The following is a 17,051-nucleotide window of genomic DNA, read 5'->3' as shown; positions in this document are numbered from 1 at the left end:
TCAACCATGATAACCACATTCATCTAATCAAACCAATCTAATTATGTTAGACAAGACCAATGTCAAGACCCTTGACAAGGTTGTGGTCCGTTTTTCCGGAGACTCCGGTGACGGCATGCAGCTTGCAGGCAACATTTTCACAAATGTTTCCGCAGGGTTAGGAAACAAAGTGTCAACTTTCCCCGACTATCCTGCCGAGGTTCGAGCTCCGCAGGGATCGCTCAGCGGAGTGTCGGGCTTTCAGGTAAGTGTAGGTGTCGACGTGCACACTCCGGGTGACCTCTGCGACGTGCTCATCGCCATGAACCCCGCGGCTCTCAAGCAGAACATCAAGTTTCTCAAGGCTGGCGGTGTGGTGATTGTCGACATCGACTCATTCAAGGAATCAGATCTCAAAAAGGCGCTTTTCGAGACTCTCGATCCGTTCAAGGAACTCGACATCAAGGCCCAGGTGGTGGAAGTGCCCGTCACTTCGATGACCAAATCCGCGCTGGCCGAGTCGGGACTGGACAACAAGAGCATCCTCAAGTGCCGCAACATATTCGCCCTCGGTCTTGTCTGCTGGCTTTTCGACCGTCCGCTTGAAGGCGCTCTCCGTATGCTCAAGGGCAAATTCGCCAAGAAGCCCGCTATCTATGAAGCCAATGCCAAGGTTATCGAGGCCGGCTACAATTACGGAAACAACATCCACGCCAGTGTCAGCACCTACCGCATCGAGACCGAAGAGGCTGTGCCCGGCGTCTATACGGACATCAACGGCAACACCGCCACCGCATGGGGCTTCATCGCAGCCTCTGAAAAGAGCGGGCGTCCGCTCTTCCTCGGCAGCTATCCCATCACTCCCGCCACCGACATACTCCAGGAACTTGCAAAGCGCAAGGATCTCGGAGTGAAGGCTCTGCAGATGGAAGACGAGATTGCCGGAGTCTGCTCGGCCATAGGCGCATCATTCGCAGGCCATCTTGCGGTCACTTCGACCTCAGGCCCCGGTCTTGCTCTCAAGAGCGAAGGCATCGGTCTGGCTGTGATAGCCGAACTTCCGCTGGTGATTGTCGACGTGCAGCGCGGCGGTCCCTCCACCGGTCTGCCCACCAAGACTGAACAGACCGACCTTATGCAGGCTCTCTACGGCCGCAACGGCGAGTCGCCTCTGGCAGTAGTGGCCGCATCGACTCCGACCGACTGCTTTACTATGGCGTTTGAGGCCGCGAGAATAGCAATGGAACACATGACACCGGTGATTCTCCTGACCGATGCCTTCATCGGCAATGGTTCGAGCGCATGGCGTGTGCCCGAAGCGTCAGATCTGCCCGAAATCCATCCTCCGCTGCTGGCTCCAAATGCCATCGACGAAGCCTGGCAGCCTTACACCCGCAAGGACGAGGATCTGGTCCGCTACTGGGCTATCCCCGGAACCGAAGGAGCCGCACACCGTGTGGGCGGTCTTGAAAAAGACTATAACACCGGCGCTATCTCGACCGATCCGGTCAACCATGAGAAAATGGTGCAGACCCGCCGCGAGAAGATAGAACGCATAGCCAACCACATCCCTGCGCTCGAAGTGCTCGATCCGAAGGGCGCTGACACAATTCTTGTGGGCTGGGGCGGTACCTACGGCCATCTGCGCACTGCCGCCGGCGAACTCTGTGCCGAAGGCCGTCCTGTGGCATTCGCTCACTTCAACTACATCAATCCGCTGCCCGCCAACACAGCCGAAGTGCTGCGCGGCTACAAGCGGGTGATCGTGGCCGAGCTCAACACCGGCATGTTTGCCGACTATCTCCAGGCCAAGTTCCCTGATCTGCACATAGAGCGCATCAACAAGATTCAGGGACAGCCATTCCTCGTAAGCGAAGTTGTCAACGGTGTCAAAAAAATCATGGAGGACAAATAATCATGGAACAGACTCAATATACCCCCGCCAATTATAAGAGCAATCAATCAGTGCGCTGGTGTCCCGGCTGCGGTGACCATGCGATCCTGAACACACTCCACAAGGCAATGGCAACCGTGGGTGTGCCTCCCCACAAGACGGCAGTCATCTCAGGTATCGGCTGCAGCTCGCGTCTGCCTTACTATATGAACACCTACGGTTTTCATACCATCCACGGACGTGCGGCCGCTATCGCTACCGGCTTCAAGGTGGCCCGCCCGGACATGAGTGTCTGGCAGATTTCAGGCGACGGTGACGGTCTCGCCATCGGCGGCAACCACTTCATCCATGCTGTGCGCCGCAATGTGGACATCAACATGATTCTGTTCAACAACAAGATCTACGGTCTGACCAAGGGTCAGTATTCGCCCACGAGCGACCGCGGCTTCGTGTCGAAATCGTCGCCCTACGGCACAACCGAAGATCCGTTCATCCCGGCAGAACTCGTGTTCGGCGCCCGCGGCAATTTCTTTGCCCGCAGCATAGACGTAGAGCTTCAGATCTCGCAGGAGGTGCTTGTGGCCGCCGCTCTCCACAAGGGAGTGTCAGTTGTAGAGGTGCTTCAGAACTGTGTGATCTTCAACAACGGTATCCACAATTTCATCACCGACCGCGAACACCGTGCTGAACGCACCATCCATCTGGTGCACGGCGAAAAGATGCTTTTCGGTAAGGACAAGGAGATGGGCCTCGTGCGCGACGGCTTCCTGCTGAAAGCAGTGAAGGTGGGCGAAGACGGCTATACGATGGATGATGTGCTGGTTCATGACGCGCACACGCAGTCGAACTTCCTGCACCAGCAGCTCGCCATGATGGACGGCCACGATCTGCCGCTGGCATTGGGTGTGATCCGCGATGTTGACTCTCCGGTCTATAATGAAGAGATCGACGCTCAGATCGAAGAGGTGCGCGGCCGCAAGAACTTCTCGTCGTTGCGTGGCATGGTTCTCGCCGGCGAGACCTGGACTGTGGAATAAGCAGATTCTCAATAAGAGATTGTTTTTGAGCAAGCTCTAAAATTCATGGCCGGATATGGTTTTCCGGCCTGACGTGAAAGGCAATGACCGCCGGCAGAAGGATTTCTGCCGGCGGTCTGTTATATCTGTCGGTCTGGAGGAGTGGCTATGACGGATTTTCGGGGCTGTGTTAACATATGTTTGCTAATAATCAGTGTTTTTGTGCAGATTTTAATGAAAATTGAGTGTTATGCGCTCTATTTTGCATATTTTAAAATTAATAAGGTAATTTTTAAATAATAATAATTTCACAATCCGAAAAAACTCAGTACTTTTGAAAGCTCAAATGTAAAGTTGGAAACTCTCTTTGCGACGAGCTAAAGACCAGATATCAAAAATTAACCTTAATAAACTACTATTCAGTTAGTAACGAACAATCATGACTAAATCTACTGTAAAACCCGCCAATGGTAAACTTGGCGTACTCGTAGTAGGACTTGGCGCCGTGACTTCCACGTTTATGACCGGCGTCCTCATGGCCCGCAAAGGTCTCGCAAAACCTGTTGGCTCAATGACCCAATATGACAAGATCCGTGTTGGCAAGGGAGCTGATAAAAAATATCTCCACTACAAGGACATCGTTCCGATGGCCGACCTGAACGACATTGTGTTCGGCGCATGGGATGTTTATCCTGCAAATGCTTATCAGAGCGCAGTCTATGCTGAAGTGCTTCAGCCCAAGGATATCGAGCCTGTGAAGGACGAACTCGAAAAGATCGTTCCGATGAAGGCCGCTTTCGACCACAACTATGCAAAGCGTCTCGACGGTGACAACGTGATGGCCGGCAAGACCCGCTGGGAAATGGTAGAGCAGCTCCGCGAAGATATCCGCAACTTCAAGAAAGAAAAAGGTGTTGACCGCGTTGTTGTGCTCTGGGCAGCTTCAACTGAAGTATATGTTCCGGTTGACGAAAAGATCCACGGAACTCTCGAAGCTCTCGAAGCAGCAATGAAGGCTGACGACAAGGAACACATCGCACCCTCAATGTGCTATGCATACGCAGCCCTCTGCGAGGGCGCTCCCTTCATCATGGGCGCTCCCAACACAACCGTTGACATCCCCGCAATGTGGGAACTCAGCGAAAAGACCGGCATGCCTATCTCAGGCAAGGACTTCAAGACCGGCCAGACTCTCGTGAAGTCAGGCTTCGCCCCCATCATCGGCACCCGCTGTCTGGGTCTCAACGGCTGGTTCTCGACCAACATCCTCGGTAACCGCGACGGTCTCGTGCTCGACGAACCCGCAAACTTCCGTACCAAGGAGGTTTCCAAGCTTTCTACCCTTGAGTCAATCCTCGTTCCCGAAGATCAGCCCGATCTCTACAACGCAAACTGCGGCGGTGCTGAGGAAGGCGGCCACCAGGGCTACTACCACAAGGTGCGCATCAACTACTATCCCCCGCGCAACGACAGCAAGGAAGGCTGGGACAACATCGACATCTTCGGCTGGATGGGCTATCCGATGCAGATCAAGATCAACTTCCTCTGCCGCGACTCTATCCTTGCCGCTCCTCTTTGCCTTGACCTCGTGCTTCTGAGCGACCTCGCCGCACGTGCAGGCCGTCACGGCATCCAGCGCTTCCTGAGCTTCTTCCTCAAGAGCCCGATGCATGACTACACCAAGGGTGAAGTGCCCGTCAACCACCTCTTCCAGCAGTACACCATGCTGAAGAACGCTATCCGCGAAATGGGTGGCTACGAGGCTGACGAAGAAATCGACTAAGCCTATTCATCACATCTTGATTATATTGACAGTTCCGGAAGAGCAATCTTCCGGGACTGTCTGTTTTTTCAGGGGTGGCCGAGAGGGGGAGGGGTGAAGCGGTTTTTAGATGGAGGCGTATTCGGCGGTGGCGTCGAAGCAGGGGCAGGCTTTGGCGGCAAAATCGCGGTGGGAATGTATGCGGGCCTTGGGATAGGCGAGGCGGAGATCGCTCAGGAGCTTCAGGAGGGCGGTTTTCTGGGCTTCTGTGCGGGTGTCGGCGGGTTGACGGGTGCTGTCGGCTGTGAGGCCTCCTGCGTAGGCTATGCCGATGCTGTGGGAGTTGTGGCCGAGGCAGTGCGCGCCTGTCTCGCTCAGGGGGCGTCCGGTGTGGATTGTGCCGTCAAGGTCGATGAGATAGTGGTAGCCGATGGTGCGGAAGCCTCTCTGGCGGTGCCAGAGGTCGATTTCGGCCACGCTGACGTGGCGGCCGGCGGGTGTGGCGGTGCAGTGGATGATGATTTCGGTGATGGTGCGCATGGGAGTGGGAGAATTGGAGGTTGTTGTTGGAAATGGAGTGTTGTGTGTGTGCGGGCGGGAGGGGTTGTGCTTGCAAAGTTAATGCCGGGAATGCCCGGTTTTAGTGCGATAATGCGGAGATACCGGAAATTTTTAGTATTTTTGGCCTCGCACTTTTGCGTTTTTAAGTTTTAGTATTCTGATGTGTAGTTGCTTCCTCTCATCTTGTCAGAATCAACATCTTGAAGAACCTAATGTGACATCTTGCGCATGAGACTTTATAAGAATATTCTGCTCGCTATCTGGAGCTTGATCTACGTTGTGACGGTCGTGTTTTTTGTCAGAGGATCTTTGACATCGGTGCCATTCGGATGTCTGACAATCGGCTTTTTGTGCTATCTGATTGCTTTCTTTCATAACCTTTCAAAGGAGGTGAAAAGATAAGTGAGGGACGATAAACAGACAGAGGCTGCTTTCGGTTTTGGAGCCGATAGGCAGCCTCTGCATTTGTGGGGAGGTGGGAGAGGGTGTTCTGTTATGATTTGCTCTCTAATTTTTCTCTACAAGGATTCCGATCTGTTCGACTCCGCGGAGGGTGTCGATGCGCATTATGTGGCGCAGGGCCACGGGGCGCGTGAGGTCGATGCGGGTGTCGGGGTTGACAATGAGTTCGTGCTGGTAGCCGGCGCCGAAACCGCTTCCGAGCCAACGGCCGTAGAGGTCGGCGAGGGGCATGTTGATGGTGTCACGCAGCAGATAAGGACCGTCACCGTGGTAGGTCAGTTCAAGCCAGATGTTGGAGTAGGGATAGGCGTTGCTGTGACGCAGAGCCACGTGGAGTGTGCTGCCGTTGAGTATCGAGTCGTTGTCGGTGAGCGTTGTGTCGACCGGCAGGAGGCTGATGGTGTCGTTGTAGGCCCATCCGTCAGCCGGAAGCTGCTGCCAGCTGCTGTAATCGCGCTTCCCGCGGCCACAGGCTGCGAGAAGCGCGAGAATTGAGATTGCTGCTATAATAATATAGGTGGTTGATCGCATCTGGATAATCTCTTCTGGAGGCGTTGTCAAAACGATCGCTTATTCCTGGTTGTCGCGGAAGGCTTTCGGGATGCGGTTGGGGCGTTCGGCGGGAGCGTCGGGCTTTTCAGTCTGAGGGGCATTCTGCTGACGTGGCTGCTGGGCTTTTGGCTCGCGGCGGTTGTCTTTGTTGCGCTGACGCTGGTTTTTCTGCTGTCCGGGCTGCTGGGTAGCGGCGTTGGCTTCGGGGTTGTCGTTGCGTCTGCGCTGCTGCTTCTGGGGCTGTTCTCCGGCGTTTTTTGGCGCTTTTGGGGCATCCTGATTCTCGGCCTGAGGTTTCTGCTGCTGGCCTTCCTGCTTCTGTCCGTTGCCGCCTCCGCTTTTCTTTTTGCGCTTTTTCTTTTTGGCTTTGTCGAAGCGGGTGAGGTCGTCCTGCGAGGCGAGGTCAATTGGCTTGGCCTTGGCCGAGCTCTTTTCGGCATCGTCGGCCTGGAGCTGAAGCGGTTTTTCGCCGCGGCGGTTCATGTCGATGACCTCGAAGGCGCGGGCTGCGGAGATGGTGACGAGGTTGGCTGCGATCTGCTTGTCAGTCGAGTAGGTTATCTCCTTCTTGAAGATGTCGGTCTTGAAGTGGAAATAGGTGTTGTCAGCCGTTTCGAGGCGAATCTCGCGGCCGGGGAGATGGCGGGCGCTCTCAACGTAGGTGTCAACCTCGAAGTTGAGGCAGCATTTGAGTTTGGCGCACTGTCCGGCGAGTTTCTGGGGGTTGAGCGAGATGTCCTGATAGCGGGCGGCGCTGGTGCCTACAGAAACAAAGTTGGTCATCCAGCTCGCGCAGCACAGCGGGCGTCCGCAGGAGCCGATGCCGCCTATGCGTCCGGCTTCCTGGCGGGCTCCGATCTGCTTCATCTCGATGCGCACCTTGAAGGTGTCGGCAAGGACCTTGATGAGCTGGCGGAAGTCCACTCGCTCATCGGCTATGTAGTAGAAGATGGCCTTGTTGCCGTCGCCCTGATATTCGACGTCGCCGATCTTCATGTTGAGGTTGAGCGATTCGGCTATCTTGCGTGCGCGGATCATGGTGTCGTTCTCGCGGGCCTTTGCCTCTTCGTATTTCTCAAGATCGGCGGGTTTGGCTTTGCGGAACACGCGCTTGATCTCGGCGTCGGGCTTTACGTTGGCGCGGCGCATCTGCAGGGCCACGAGCTTGCCGGTCAGGGTGACCACGCCGATGTCATGGCCGGGAGCCGATTCGACGGCCACGGTGTCGCCGATGGCCAGGTCGATGTTGGCCGAGTTGCGGTAGAAACCCTTGCGGGTGTTCTTGAACTGGACTTCGACTATGTCAAAGTCTGTCACTCCGCCGGGAATATCCTCCATCCAGTTGAAGCAATGGAGCTTTCCGCGGGGGCATTTTCTGTCTTTTTCTTCCATGGCGCAGACCCTCCCTTACTTGGCGAAGCTTACGGAGCGGGTCTCGCGGATTACGGTGATTTTGACCTGTCCGGGATATGTCATTTCGTCCTGGATGCGGCGGGCGATTTCCGATGAGAGCTTTTCGGTCTCGACGTCGTCGATCTTGTCGGCTCCGACAATCACGCGCAGTTCGCGGCCGGCCTGGATGGCGTAGGTCTTGATCACGCCGGGATAGCTGAGGGCGAGCTGTTCGAGGTCGTTGAGACGCTTGATATAGGCTTCGACAATCTCGCGGCGGGCGCCGGGACGTGCGCCTGAGATTGCGTCGCAGACCTGGACGATGGGGGCCAGGAGCGAGGTCTGTTCGATTTCGTCGTGGTGGGCGCCGATGGCGTTGCAGATCTCAGGTTTTTCCTTGTATTTCTCGGCGAGTTTCATGCCGAGGAGTGCGTGGGGCAGTTCGGGCTCTTCGTCGGGCACTTTGCCTATGTCGTGGAGCAGGCCTGCGCGACGGGCTTTCTTGGGGTTGAGTCCGAGCTCGGCGGCCATGATGGCGCAGAGGTTTGCGGTCTCGCGCGAGTGCTGCAGGAGGTTCTGTCCGTAGCTTGAGCGGTATTTCATTTTTCCGACCATGCGGATGAGGTCGGGGTGGAGGCCGTGGATGCCGAGGTCAATGGCTGTGCGCTTGCCGGTTTCGATGATCTCTTCCTCGATCTGTTTGCGCACTTTGGCCACAACTTCCTCGATGCGGGCGGGGTGGATGCGGCCGTCGGCCACGAGCTGATGGAGGGCGAGGCGTGCTATCTCGCGTCGCACGGGGTCGAAGCCTGAGAGCACTATGGCTTCAGGGGTGTCATCGACGATGATTTCGATCCCTGTCGCGGCTTCGAGGGCGCGGATGTTGCGGCCTTCGCGGCCTATGATGCGGCCTTTGATCTCGTCGCTGTCGATGTGGAAGACTGTCACGGAGTTTTCAATGGCGGTCTCTGTGGCGAGGCGCTGGATTGACTGGACCACGATGCGCTTTGCTTCCTTGTTGGCCGTCATCTTGGCTTCGTCCATGATGTCGTTGATGTAGGCGCTTGCGGCTGTCTTGGCTTCGTCCTTGAGCGATTCGATGAGCTTTTCCTTGGCTTCTTCGCTTGAGAGTCCTGAGATGTGTTCGAGGGTGTCCTGGGCGGTGCGGCGCAGGCGGTCGAGTTCTTCCTTGCGCTGGTCGACCACGGCGAGCTGGGCTTCGAGATTCTGGCGGGTCTGCTCGTTTTCGTTTCTGGCGCGGGCGTTTTCGCTCTGCTGCTGGTTGAGCTGAGTCTGGCGCTGTTTGAGTTTCGACTCTTCGCTCTGGATGCGCTGCAAGCGCTGATTTGCTTGCTTTTCGGCTTCGGTCTTGATGCGGAGTTCCTGTTCGCGGGCTTCGAGAAGTTTGTCTTTCATGATCACTTCTGCCTCGCGGTTGGCATCGTCGATTATCGTTTTGGCGCGCGAGCGGGCGGTTGATCGCTGGACGGCTACCATGATCACTATTCCGATGGCGGCCCCTATGAGGGCGGCGCAGATGTAGAATAATATATCCATAAATTTAAGGACTACAAAAAGGTATGAAAAATGTATGTATATAAAAAATGCACGTGTCAACCATCCGGACCTCTCAGGCGCCGCGGCATCCCGCGGGAGAGGCGCTCGTCAGATGTGTTGAGCGTGCGTGAATTCGTTTTTTTCGGGTCTGATCCGTCCGGATGTCTTATCCGGCTCTCTTGTCGTGCATGGCCGGGCGGGTCAGAGATGAGGTGGTCAGCGTGTCAGTCAGCTGTGTCAGGGAGATTGTGGATGATGCGGTCGAGGCTCCTCTCCAGGCTCTCCAGGGTCTTGTCGGCTCTGACTGACGCTTCCTCGGCGCTGAAATAAAGCTGGGCGAACCTGAAGGTCACCATTGCCAGTATCTCGGCTGAGGATTTATCTTTGAATTCCGCCATCGCTGACCATTTTCGCCAGAGTTCGTTGATGTTGGCCTCGGCTCTTCTGACCACCTCTTCCTGTGAGGCGGGGATTCGCAGCGCCATTCGTGGCTGGTCGGCTATGCGGATTGATATATTGAGTATCTTTTCGTTCATCAAATGCTTAACTGGTTGATGCATTTGTCGATTTCGCGCACTAATTCGGAAAGCACCGCGCGCGTGGCTTCAACGTCTTTGTGGTCTGGGGTGAGCACTGAGGCCACTTTGAGGTATTCAATCTGCCTGTTGAGGTCGCCGATGGTGCGTTCGAGGCGCTCCACAGTGCCGGTGAGCTCTCTCATGCGGTTTTCGGCTTCCTGTCTGGCCTGCGATATCAGCCTGTAGCGCTCAAGGATGAGCGCGGCCTTTGATTCGATTTTATCGACCCGATGCTGAAGGTTGGCGGCCATGCTTGTCTGAATTATATCACAAATGTAAGCATTAATTCCCGAACGGCGGGAAGTTTTGACACGGAAATTAAATCTATGAAACATTATTTAACCAAAGCGCCGCCTCCGGGGTGAGCGGAGGCGGCGCTGATGGATGTCATGCCGTCAGTGTGGCGGCAGGCCGGTTGTCAGAAGCGGATCTTGAAGGTCTTGCCTGCGGCGTTGACCAGATAGAATCCGCCTTTGGCGAGAGCGAGCTCGGTGTCTGATCCGTCAGAAACAGCGCTTGCCACTGTGCGGCCGGCGATGTCATATACGTTGACACGGATGCCGGCTGCGAGGCCGCTGACGCGGATGCCTCCGGCGGTGGTGCTTACTCTGAGGTCTGAGGCGATGATGTCGGCGATGCCGCTGAAGTCAGGGCCGAAGTTGCCGTCGGCATCTGAGATGCGGAAGGCGTTGAGGGTGACGTCGCCGCTGACAGAGGCGGGGACGATCTTCACGAAGCGCGATTCGGGGTTGAGTTCGAGTTCGCCCTTGAAGGGAAGTTCGTCCTGGGAGAGGACGCGGATTGTGCGCCAGGTGGGTGCGATGTCGGCGTTGCGGGTCTCCTGGATCTTGAGGCGGCAGGCCGAGCCTTCGCTTGCCGATACTTCGAGGTAGATTTTCTTGGCAGTGCCGTCGAAGTAGGCCATCACTTTGTCGTTGCTTGAGGCTGAACGGAAGGTCACGTGGTCGGCGGTTACTTCGCCTGCGTTAGAGCCGCCGGCGGTGTAGCACCAGTGGGGGTAGTCGTTCTGCGAGGTCTGCACGAGGCCGCCTACGGTTTCGAAGGGTGCCACGGTGTTGAACGGCGCGAAGTTGACAGGGAGGGTCTTGATGGCTTTGCCCCAGTGGGTTTCGCCGCTCTGCTTGGCGCGGGGGAAGTCGCCGGTGGTGAGTTTCACTTCGCCTACGAATGATTTCTCTCCGCCGGCATCGGTGAGAGCGCCTGCCGGGAAGTTGATAACGTATTCGGAGTTTGCGTCAAGAGCTTCGTAGCTGACGGTCATGCGGGTGCCGCCGGCTGCAATTGTGATGTCTTCGTAGCTCTTGATGCCGGAGATTGTGGCTCCGCCGTTATATTTGACTTCCTGGTTGAAGCCGAGGCTGATGTTGCCGTCGGTGTAGTCGATCGAGTTGTTCTGTTCGCCTGAGGTGAGTTCGAGGGGCTGGTCTCCTTCGGGGGCAATGTAGCGTTCCACGAGGATGTCATTGATGTTGAACTTCTTTCCGTTGGCGTCGATGCGGAACTTGACTGCACCGGCGTTGGTATAGGTCTTGGTGTATTTGAAGATGCGCTTCTTGGCGCCGATGGCGTAGCTTTCGGTGCTTTCCTCGCCGCCTGCTATGGTGACGATCTTGACGGTCTGCTGAGAAGAGCCGGTGTTGCCGAAGTAGACGGTCAGCACGCAGGGACCCTGCACTTCGGGAGTCTCGATGTAGCCGCCAGCCTTGGTGGTGTAGAACTGGAGTGCCTTTGCGGTTGCTCCGCGGTCTTCTTCAGAAGCCGGGCCGTAGTTCTCGTTAAGGTCTTCAGAGAAGCAGCCGCTCATAGCTACGACGCGGATGGCGTTGGAGCCGGAGCCGATCACCATGCCGTCAAATTCCACGCGCTGGTTTGCGGCGTTGAACACGTTGGGGTTGTCTGTCCTCGAACCGAATTTTTCTGCATAAGATGCGGGGCATGTGTGGAAGTCGGTGTAGAAGAGCACACCGCCTGCGGTAGTGGTGAAGCTGAAGACTTCGCTGGGGTGGTGCCGAGAGAGTTGGTGGCATCGACGCGCCAGTAGTAGGTCTTGTTGGCTTCGAGAGTGGTGCAGTTCCATTCAGTGGCAGTGAGGCCGGAAACGGCTTCGGTGAGGTTTTCGGCATCGGTTCCGAGGAAGAGGCTGTAGGTCACATCTCCGCCGTAGGCCTTGCGGTCGTTCTTCCAGGTGAAGTTGATGCCGTTGGCAATGCCTTCCTTGGCACCGTTGGCAGGGAAGATGAGTTCAGAAGCGAAGGGCACGGTCGGGTCGCCTGAGGTCTCGAACGAGAGGGTGTCGGTGTAGTCCGAGTAGAGGCGCTTGCCGTCAGTTGCGCGCAGGCGGATCTGATAGGCAGTCATTGGCTGGAGTGTTGTCAGCTCGGCGGTAGTGGCGCCGGCGGGGGCAGTGGCCACTTCGGTAAATGTGAGGCCGCCGTCGGTGGAGACTTCAATAACGAAACCGTGTTCGGTGTTCTTGTTGACATCCCAGCTCAGAGACAGCGAGGTCTTTGAGGGAGTGCCGATGGCGAACTTGATGGGCTTCTTGATGTAGGGGAAAGCCTCGGTGATGGAGTTGGCGTAAAGCTCTATCCAGGCGTAACCTGTGGCAGGATCGATTTTTGCAGCGTCGGAAGCATCATTCGGGTTGAGACCGTTTGCTGTTTCCCAGGAATCGGGAATGCCGTCACCGTCAGTGTCGAGGGGCTTCACGCCGCCTGAGATTGTGCCTGTGCCTCTGTGGGGAAGCTGCGATTCGCTGCTGATGCCGTTTTTGGTTCCTTTGGAGCCGTATGATGCGAGTTCGTCGATAATATACTGGTCCACTTCATCTCTGACAGGAAGCGTCGGGCCTACATTCTCAAGAATCCAGGCATAAGATTCTTCCGCAGTCATCATGTTCTGTATCGGAGTTATGTGCTGGACTTCAATCTGAGTACCGGCTGCGATCTTATCGGCGTTTGCTGCATTGAATTCATCAATTGTAGCATTTACGGCATCAATGCTTTCAAGGTATATGCTCTGAGATCCGTCTGACTGAGTGCCGAGCATCTCCTCTACGGGCATGAGGTAGCCGTTGAGAATACCGTCTTTATTGTCGTCATAGTAGTTGCCGGCTCCATAGAAGCGGAATCCCTGTTTGCCGCGTGAGAAAGGTTTTGTCGCACCGTTCCAGGGGCCTCTCATGAAATAGTTGTTCTGAATGTCAGCCCAGGAGTCACCTTCGGAGTCGCTCATGATATAGCATCCTCCGTCACCCCAGTTGTAGACCACATTGTTGACATACTGGTTAAGCCCTTTGACTTTCGGGTTGCGGGTCTTGTTTTCGATATAGAGGTTACGGTATAGAGTCACACCGCCGTCAGTCTGGATCAGACCTCCGCAGGAGTGAGACAGGAGGCCCTGGCCGATGATTGAATTCTGGACAGTGATGTTCTGCGGACCAGTGCCTTTTGAGTTTGATGAGATCGAGAAGTTTTCGTCACGACCCCAAAGCACGGAAAGATGGTCGAAGATCATGTCATGACCGCTGGCCACACCGGCGGCATCTTTGCCGTTATCGCCTTTAATGCCCATGCGGAAGCGGATGTAGCGAATGATAGTGTTGTTTGCGTTGGAGAATGAGACGCGATTGCCATATACCTGTATGCCTTCGCCTGGAGCTGTCTGGCCGAGGACTGTGAGGTTGCTGCTGAAAACCAGGACTGATTTCAGCTCGATGACGCCGCTGACGTCAAAGACTACAATGCGGTTGGGTTTGCTGACGGCATCGCGCAGAGATCCGGTTCCGGAATCGTTAAGGTTGGTCACGTGGTAGATTTCTCCGCCTCGGCCGCCGGTGGTGAATCTACCGAAACCTTCAGCACCAGGAAAAGCGAGGATGCCGTTGTCAGCAGCCATCGCTCCTGTGCTCAGAGAGAGCGCACAGCAGGCAATAGCAAGTTTTTTAAGAAATTTCATGGTTAAATTTTGATTGGATTAGATTTTGAAAACCCCGCAAGGTTTTATAAGCAACCCTGCGGGGCAATTTCAGATTTTTTTAGATTATCAGTACTGACTGATTATTTCTGAATGTACTTTTTACCGTTTTTGATGACGATACCCTTGTAGTTTTCGTCAACCTGAACGCCGAGCACGTTGTAGATAGGTGCGTTTTCGTCAGTTTCAGGATTGGCAATGATATCTTCGATGCCTGACTGTTCAGGTGCAGAACCTTCCATTACCACATGGTAGAGGCCGAGTTCGCTACCGCCACAACCGATGCGGAATGCAACGTTGCCTGTGAGACCGGCGGGGAGAGCGACTTCCTGCTTGTAGTAGCGTTTTTCTTTTGCATCAGAGGGACCGTTGACTGCGATTGTTTCGCCTACAACACCGTTGACAACGGGAGTTACTTCTGCGTAAAGGCCTTTGTCAATGTATTTGCCACCTGCATGGCCGATCCAGATAGTGAGCTTGGTCGGGTTGCCGATAGCGGGGAACTGGATGTAAGTACCTGTGCGGCTGCCGGTGTTTGAGTTACGGTTGAAAGCGATGGCGTGAGTAGTTTCCACTGCATCAGCTTCTGAAGCTGCACCGTAGTCAGTATCTACGCCATGATTTCCACCCCAGCCTTTCATGAGGAGTGTACGGGCCGGGCCAACACCATCCTGGTTCCAGCAGATGAAAGGATGAGTCATGTCAATAGCAGTGAAGTCACCGTCTTCTCCTTCGAGAGTGTAGGTCTGGCCGTCAACGAGGTCGATGCAACGGTTTTTGACAGCTTCCCATTTGCCATCTGCATTTTTTACATTGAACATTGAACCGCAGGTGTTGAGAGCCATGCCGGTTTTGTCAATGAAATCATAGTTTGATCCGAATCCGAGGCCTTCGAGTTCAGTTGCTTCGTCAACGATTTCGCCGGCGGGGCTGAAGATAGCCTTGCAGTAGAGAGGAGTGTTATTGAAGTCATAAGTGAAGACTTCTGCATTAGCTCCGAGAGCCGCCATCATAACGGCGGAAAGGATTAATGATTTTTTCATTGTGTAGAAATGTTTGATAGAATATAAAATTATTTGGTGAATAATGATCTGGATATATGAAAGCGGAAACGGAATTCTGATTAGCCGGATGCCGGAGTGTCAGAACTCCGTTTCTGCTTGCGGTTTTTGACCGCTGTTTAACACAGAGGTCATGAAAGACTTTTAGTACTCAGTTGCTAATTGAGACCGTCCTTACTTGTAGGCGGGATGCTGGGTAAGGTTGGGGTTGTCGATCAGCGGATGACCTGCGCTCTTGCCGGCAAACGGGCAAATCTCGGTTTTGTTCTTGACGAAACCGTGATAAATACCGTATTCTCCTGCAACCCAGTCGGGATATGCTCCGTTGTTTTCGGAACTGGCAAGCGGTTTGGTATAAACTGTAGAGCCGATGTTGAGGGCGGTTATCGCGGCGGGAGAGTAACCGGCGCAGCGGCGGGAGTTCTTGTTATATGTGCTTGTCCAGGCCTGGAACATGTTTACAGTGTACCAGACTTCGCTGTCAGAGGGAGTTATGCCGTGTGCTGCAAGAACTTCCTTCACAGCCTGATTGTGCTTGTTTCGGTTGCTTGCGGTCGAGGCATTCTTCATGGCTGTGAGTTTGGAAATTTCAGCCGGATCTGAGATTTCGATATATGGCACTGTGAGAGCCTTTTCGCCATATTCGCATGAACTCATCTGGAGTTTGACAATGCGCAGAGCGGGGACATCGGCATATTTGCCTGTGCGGTCTGAAAGATCCTTGATGTCCTGCTGAGCCTGGCGCACTTCCTTTTCGATAAGGTTCATGCGGATAAGGTCGCCACGGACAAGAAGTTCATCGCCAAGTTCCCATTTGCGTTCCTGCATGATGGTTTCGAGGAATTCTTCCTTGTTAGCGGCTGCGATAGGCATGGCTCCGATTCCGGCTCGGTCGCGAACCTGCTTTAGAGCAGCTTTGGCGGCGTCATTGGGGCCGTGGAGGTAGTTCTGGGTTTCGGCATACATGAGAAGTATGTCGGCATAGCGCAGAAGAGGCACGTCAACGTTGCGTTTTGCAGCAGCCTGAGGAGCCTGACACCACTGGATGCGGTATTTGCCGGGCATGATGCTTGAGAAAGTGGTAGCGCAGTTTGTACCATCGAACTTTTCAGCATCGCTAAGGAATGTGATAGAGTAGTTGGCGCAGATCACATCGCGACGCATATCTGCCGGATCAAACGAAAGGTAATACGTAGGCAGTTTGACCTGGAGAGTCTTGCGGCCGCCGAAGGGGCCACCCATACATCCGGGCTGTCCGTTGTAGATACCGAAATCCGAGTTGGTTGATTCGCCAAGCTGGGCTATCTGCCACATCATTTCCTGAGAGCTGACACCGAAATTGCGCTGGCAGTAGTTGTAGAAAAGAGTATGATAGGGGCTCATGCCGTCGCGACCCTGGGTGATGAGGCTGTTTTCACCTTTTCCGATTACCTCTGCAAGAGCGGCATCTGCGATTTCATAAAGTTCTTTCACGCGGGCTTCATCCGGGCGACGGTCAAAGTGGAGCGAAGAGGCATCGTTGGTCTCAAGGTCCCAACGCAGAGAGTAACCGCCTGCATACAGACAGATACGTGCAAGAATGCCTTTTGCGGCCTGACGGGTCAGACGTTCCGGGGCAGAACCGTAATTTGATTCAGAGAACCAGGGGAGATCGTCCACACAGTCCTGCATCTCTCCGATGATACGGTCATAGATCTCATCGCGGCTGGTGCGCTTAGGATACCATGACTGGTCCTGCTGTTCGCTGATCGGTGAAAAAGCGGCAGGCACATCGCCATAGAAGCGGATAAGTTCGTTGTATGCGAAAGCCCGGATGAAAGTCACCTCAGCTTTCAATGCTTTGAGCTTAGCAGTCTCATGGAGTCCGGCAAGGCGTTTGAGCGCAACGTTGCAGGATTCGATGGTCTTGTATGACTGGCTGTAGACGGTAGTGGCTGTTGCGGGGAGGATGGGGTCATAGGCGAAGTTTGCTGAACGGGGGCGTCCGCCGTCAATCGCGTCCTCGCTGATTACAGTGACACCCGGATCAATGAATGGACGCCAGAGTTCAGAGAAGACGAGTGCGCGGTAGCAGCCTTTCACGTAAAGTTCTGCCTTGTCTTCGTCAGAAAAAACGAAATCAAGGTCATCAGCAGTGAATGACGGTTTCTCCAGCAGATCCTCGCATGAGGTGAGCGCCGGGGCGGCACCGAAGAGAAGGGCAGCCGCGAGGATGCTATATATTTTGTTCTTTTTCATGTT

12 protein-coding genes are annotated in these 17,051 nt (G+C 54.8%); 3 read left to right on the top strand and 9 right to left on the bottom strand.

Annotation, left to right across the window (positions count from 1 at the left end; genetic code table 11):
- The first annotated feature begins 43 nt into the window (after nucleotides 1-43).
- The 3 genes from E7745_RS02230 to E7745_RS02220 all read left to right on the top strand — a co-directional run bounded on the left by E7745_RS02230 (nucleotide 44) and on the right by E7745_RS02220 (nucleotide 4,672).
- A complete protein-coding gene (locus E7745_RS02230; protein ID WP_123611070.1) occupies nucleotides 44-1,894 on the top strand; it encodes a 2-oxoacid:acceptor oxidoreductase subunit alpha in 1,851 nt (616 codons plus the stop codon).
- Between the two features lie 2 nt (nucleotides 1,895-1,896).
- The gene (locus E7745_RS02225) at nucleotides 1,897-2,910 is read left to right on the top strand and encodes a 2-oxoacid:ferredoxin oxidoreductase subunit beta (protein WP_123611069.1); all 1,014 of its coding nucleotides are present in this window, start codon (nucleotides 1,897-1,899) and stop codon (nucleotides 2,908-2,910) included.
- Nucleotides 2,911-3,328: 418 nt separating this feature from the next.
- Entirely contained in the window at nucleotides 3,329-4,672 is a 1,344-nt protein-coding gene (locus tag E7745_RS02220) for an inositol-3-phosphate synthase (protein ID WP_107032467.1), read from the top strand.
- 105 nt (nucleotides 4,673-4,777) lie between these two features.
- On the opposite strand, the gene E7745_RS02215 is transcribed toward E7745_RS02220, so the two are convergent.
- From E7745_RS02215 to E7745_RS02165, 9 genes are all read right to left on the bottom strand, one after another.
- Nucleotides 4,778-5,191, bottom strand: coding sequence for an N-acetylmuramoyl-L-alanine amidase (locus E7745_RS02215; RefSeq protein WP_107032468.1), 414 nt, complete (start codon nucleotides 5,189-5,191; stop codon nucleotides 4,778-4,780).
- 528 nt (nucleotides 5,192-5,719) lie between these two features.
- Nucleotides 5,720-6,205: a gliding motility lipoprotein GldH gene (locus E7745_RS02205; protein WP_136408219.1), complete on the bottom strand. Its 486-nt coding sequence runs from the start codon at nucleotides 6,203-6,205 to the stop codon at nucleotides 5,720-5,722.
- A 39-nt stretch (nucleotides 6,206-6,244) separates the two neighbouring features.
- Nucleotides 6,245-7,618, bottom strand: coding sequence for a regulatory iron-sulfur-containing complex subunit RicT (gene ricT / locus E7745_RS02200; RefSeq protein ID WP_124075458.1), 1,374 nt, complete (start codon nucleotides 7,616-7,618; stop codon nucleotides 6,245-6,247).
- Nucleotides 7,619-7,633: 15 nt separating this feature from the next.
- Nucleotides 7,634-9,175, bottom strand: a complete 1,542-nt coding sequence (gene rny / locus E7745_RS02195; RefSeq protein WP_107032472.1) for a ribonuclease Y — start codon at nucleotides 9,173-9,175, stop codon at nucleotides 7,634-7,636.
- 224 nt (nucleotides 9,176-9,399) lie between these two features.
- Nucleotides 9,400-9,711 (bottom strand): cell division protein ZapA, encoded by a 312-nt coding sequence (locus tag E7745_RS02190; protein WP_160631634.1) that lies wholly within the window; start codon nucleotides 9,709-9,711, stop codon nucleotides 9,400-9,402.
- Nucleotides 9,711-10,004, bottom strand: a complete 294-nt coding sequence (locus E7745_RS02185) for a DUF3450 domain-containing protein (protein ID WP_136408217.1) — start codon at nucleotides 10,002-10,004, stop codon at nucleotides 9,711-9,713. Before E7745_RS02185 ends, E7745_RS02190 begins: the two co-directional genes overlap by 1 nt.
- Nucleotides 10,005-11,613: 1,609 nt before the next feature.
- The gene (locus E7745_RS02175; RefSeq protein ID WP_136408215.1) at nucleotides 11,614-13,731 is read right to left on the bottom strand and encodes a fibronectin type III domain-containing protein; all 2,118 of its coding nucleotides are present in this window, start codon (nucleotides 13,729-13,731) and stop codon (nucleotides 11,614-11,616) included.
- A gap of 101 nt (nucleotides 13,732-13,832) precedes the next feature.
- Entirely contained in the window at nucleotides 13,833-14,792 is a 960-nt protein-coding gene (locus E7745_RS02170; RefSeq protein ID WP_136408214.1) for a hypothetical protein, read from the bottom strand.
- Nucleotides 14,793-14,984: 192 nt separating this feature from the next.
- Nucleotides 14,985-17,048: a RagB/SusD family nutrient uptake outer membrane protein gene (locus E7745_RS02165; RefSeq protein ID WP_136408213.1), complete on the bottom strand. Its 2,064-nt coding sequence runs from the start codon at nucleotides 17,046-17,048 to the stop codon at nucleotides 14,985-14,987.
- Nucleotides 17,049-17,051 lie beyond the last annotated feature (3 nt).

The sequence above is a fragment of the Duncaniella sp. C9 genome (assembly GCF_004803935.1).
Lineage (GTDB): Bacteria > Bacteroidota > Bacteroidia > Bacteroidales > Muribaculaceae > Duncaniella > Duncaniella muris.
The sequence above is the reverse complement of the archived record's forward strand: the minus strand, read 5'-3'. Positions and strand labels throughout refer to the sequence as shown.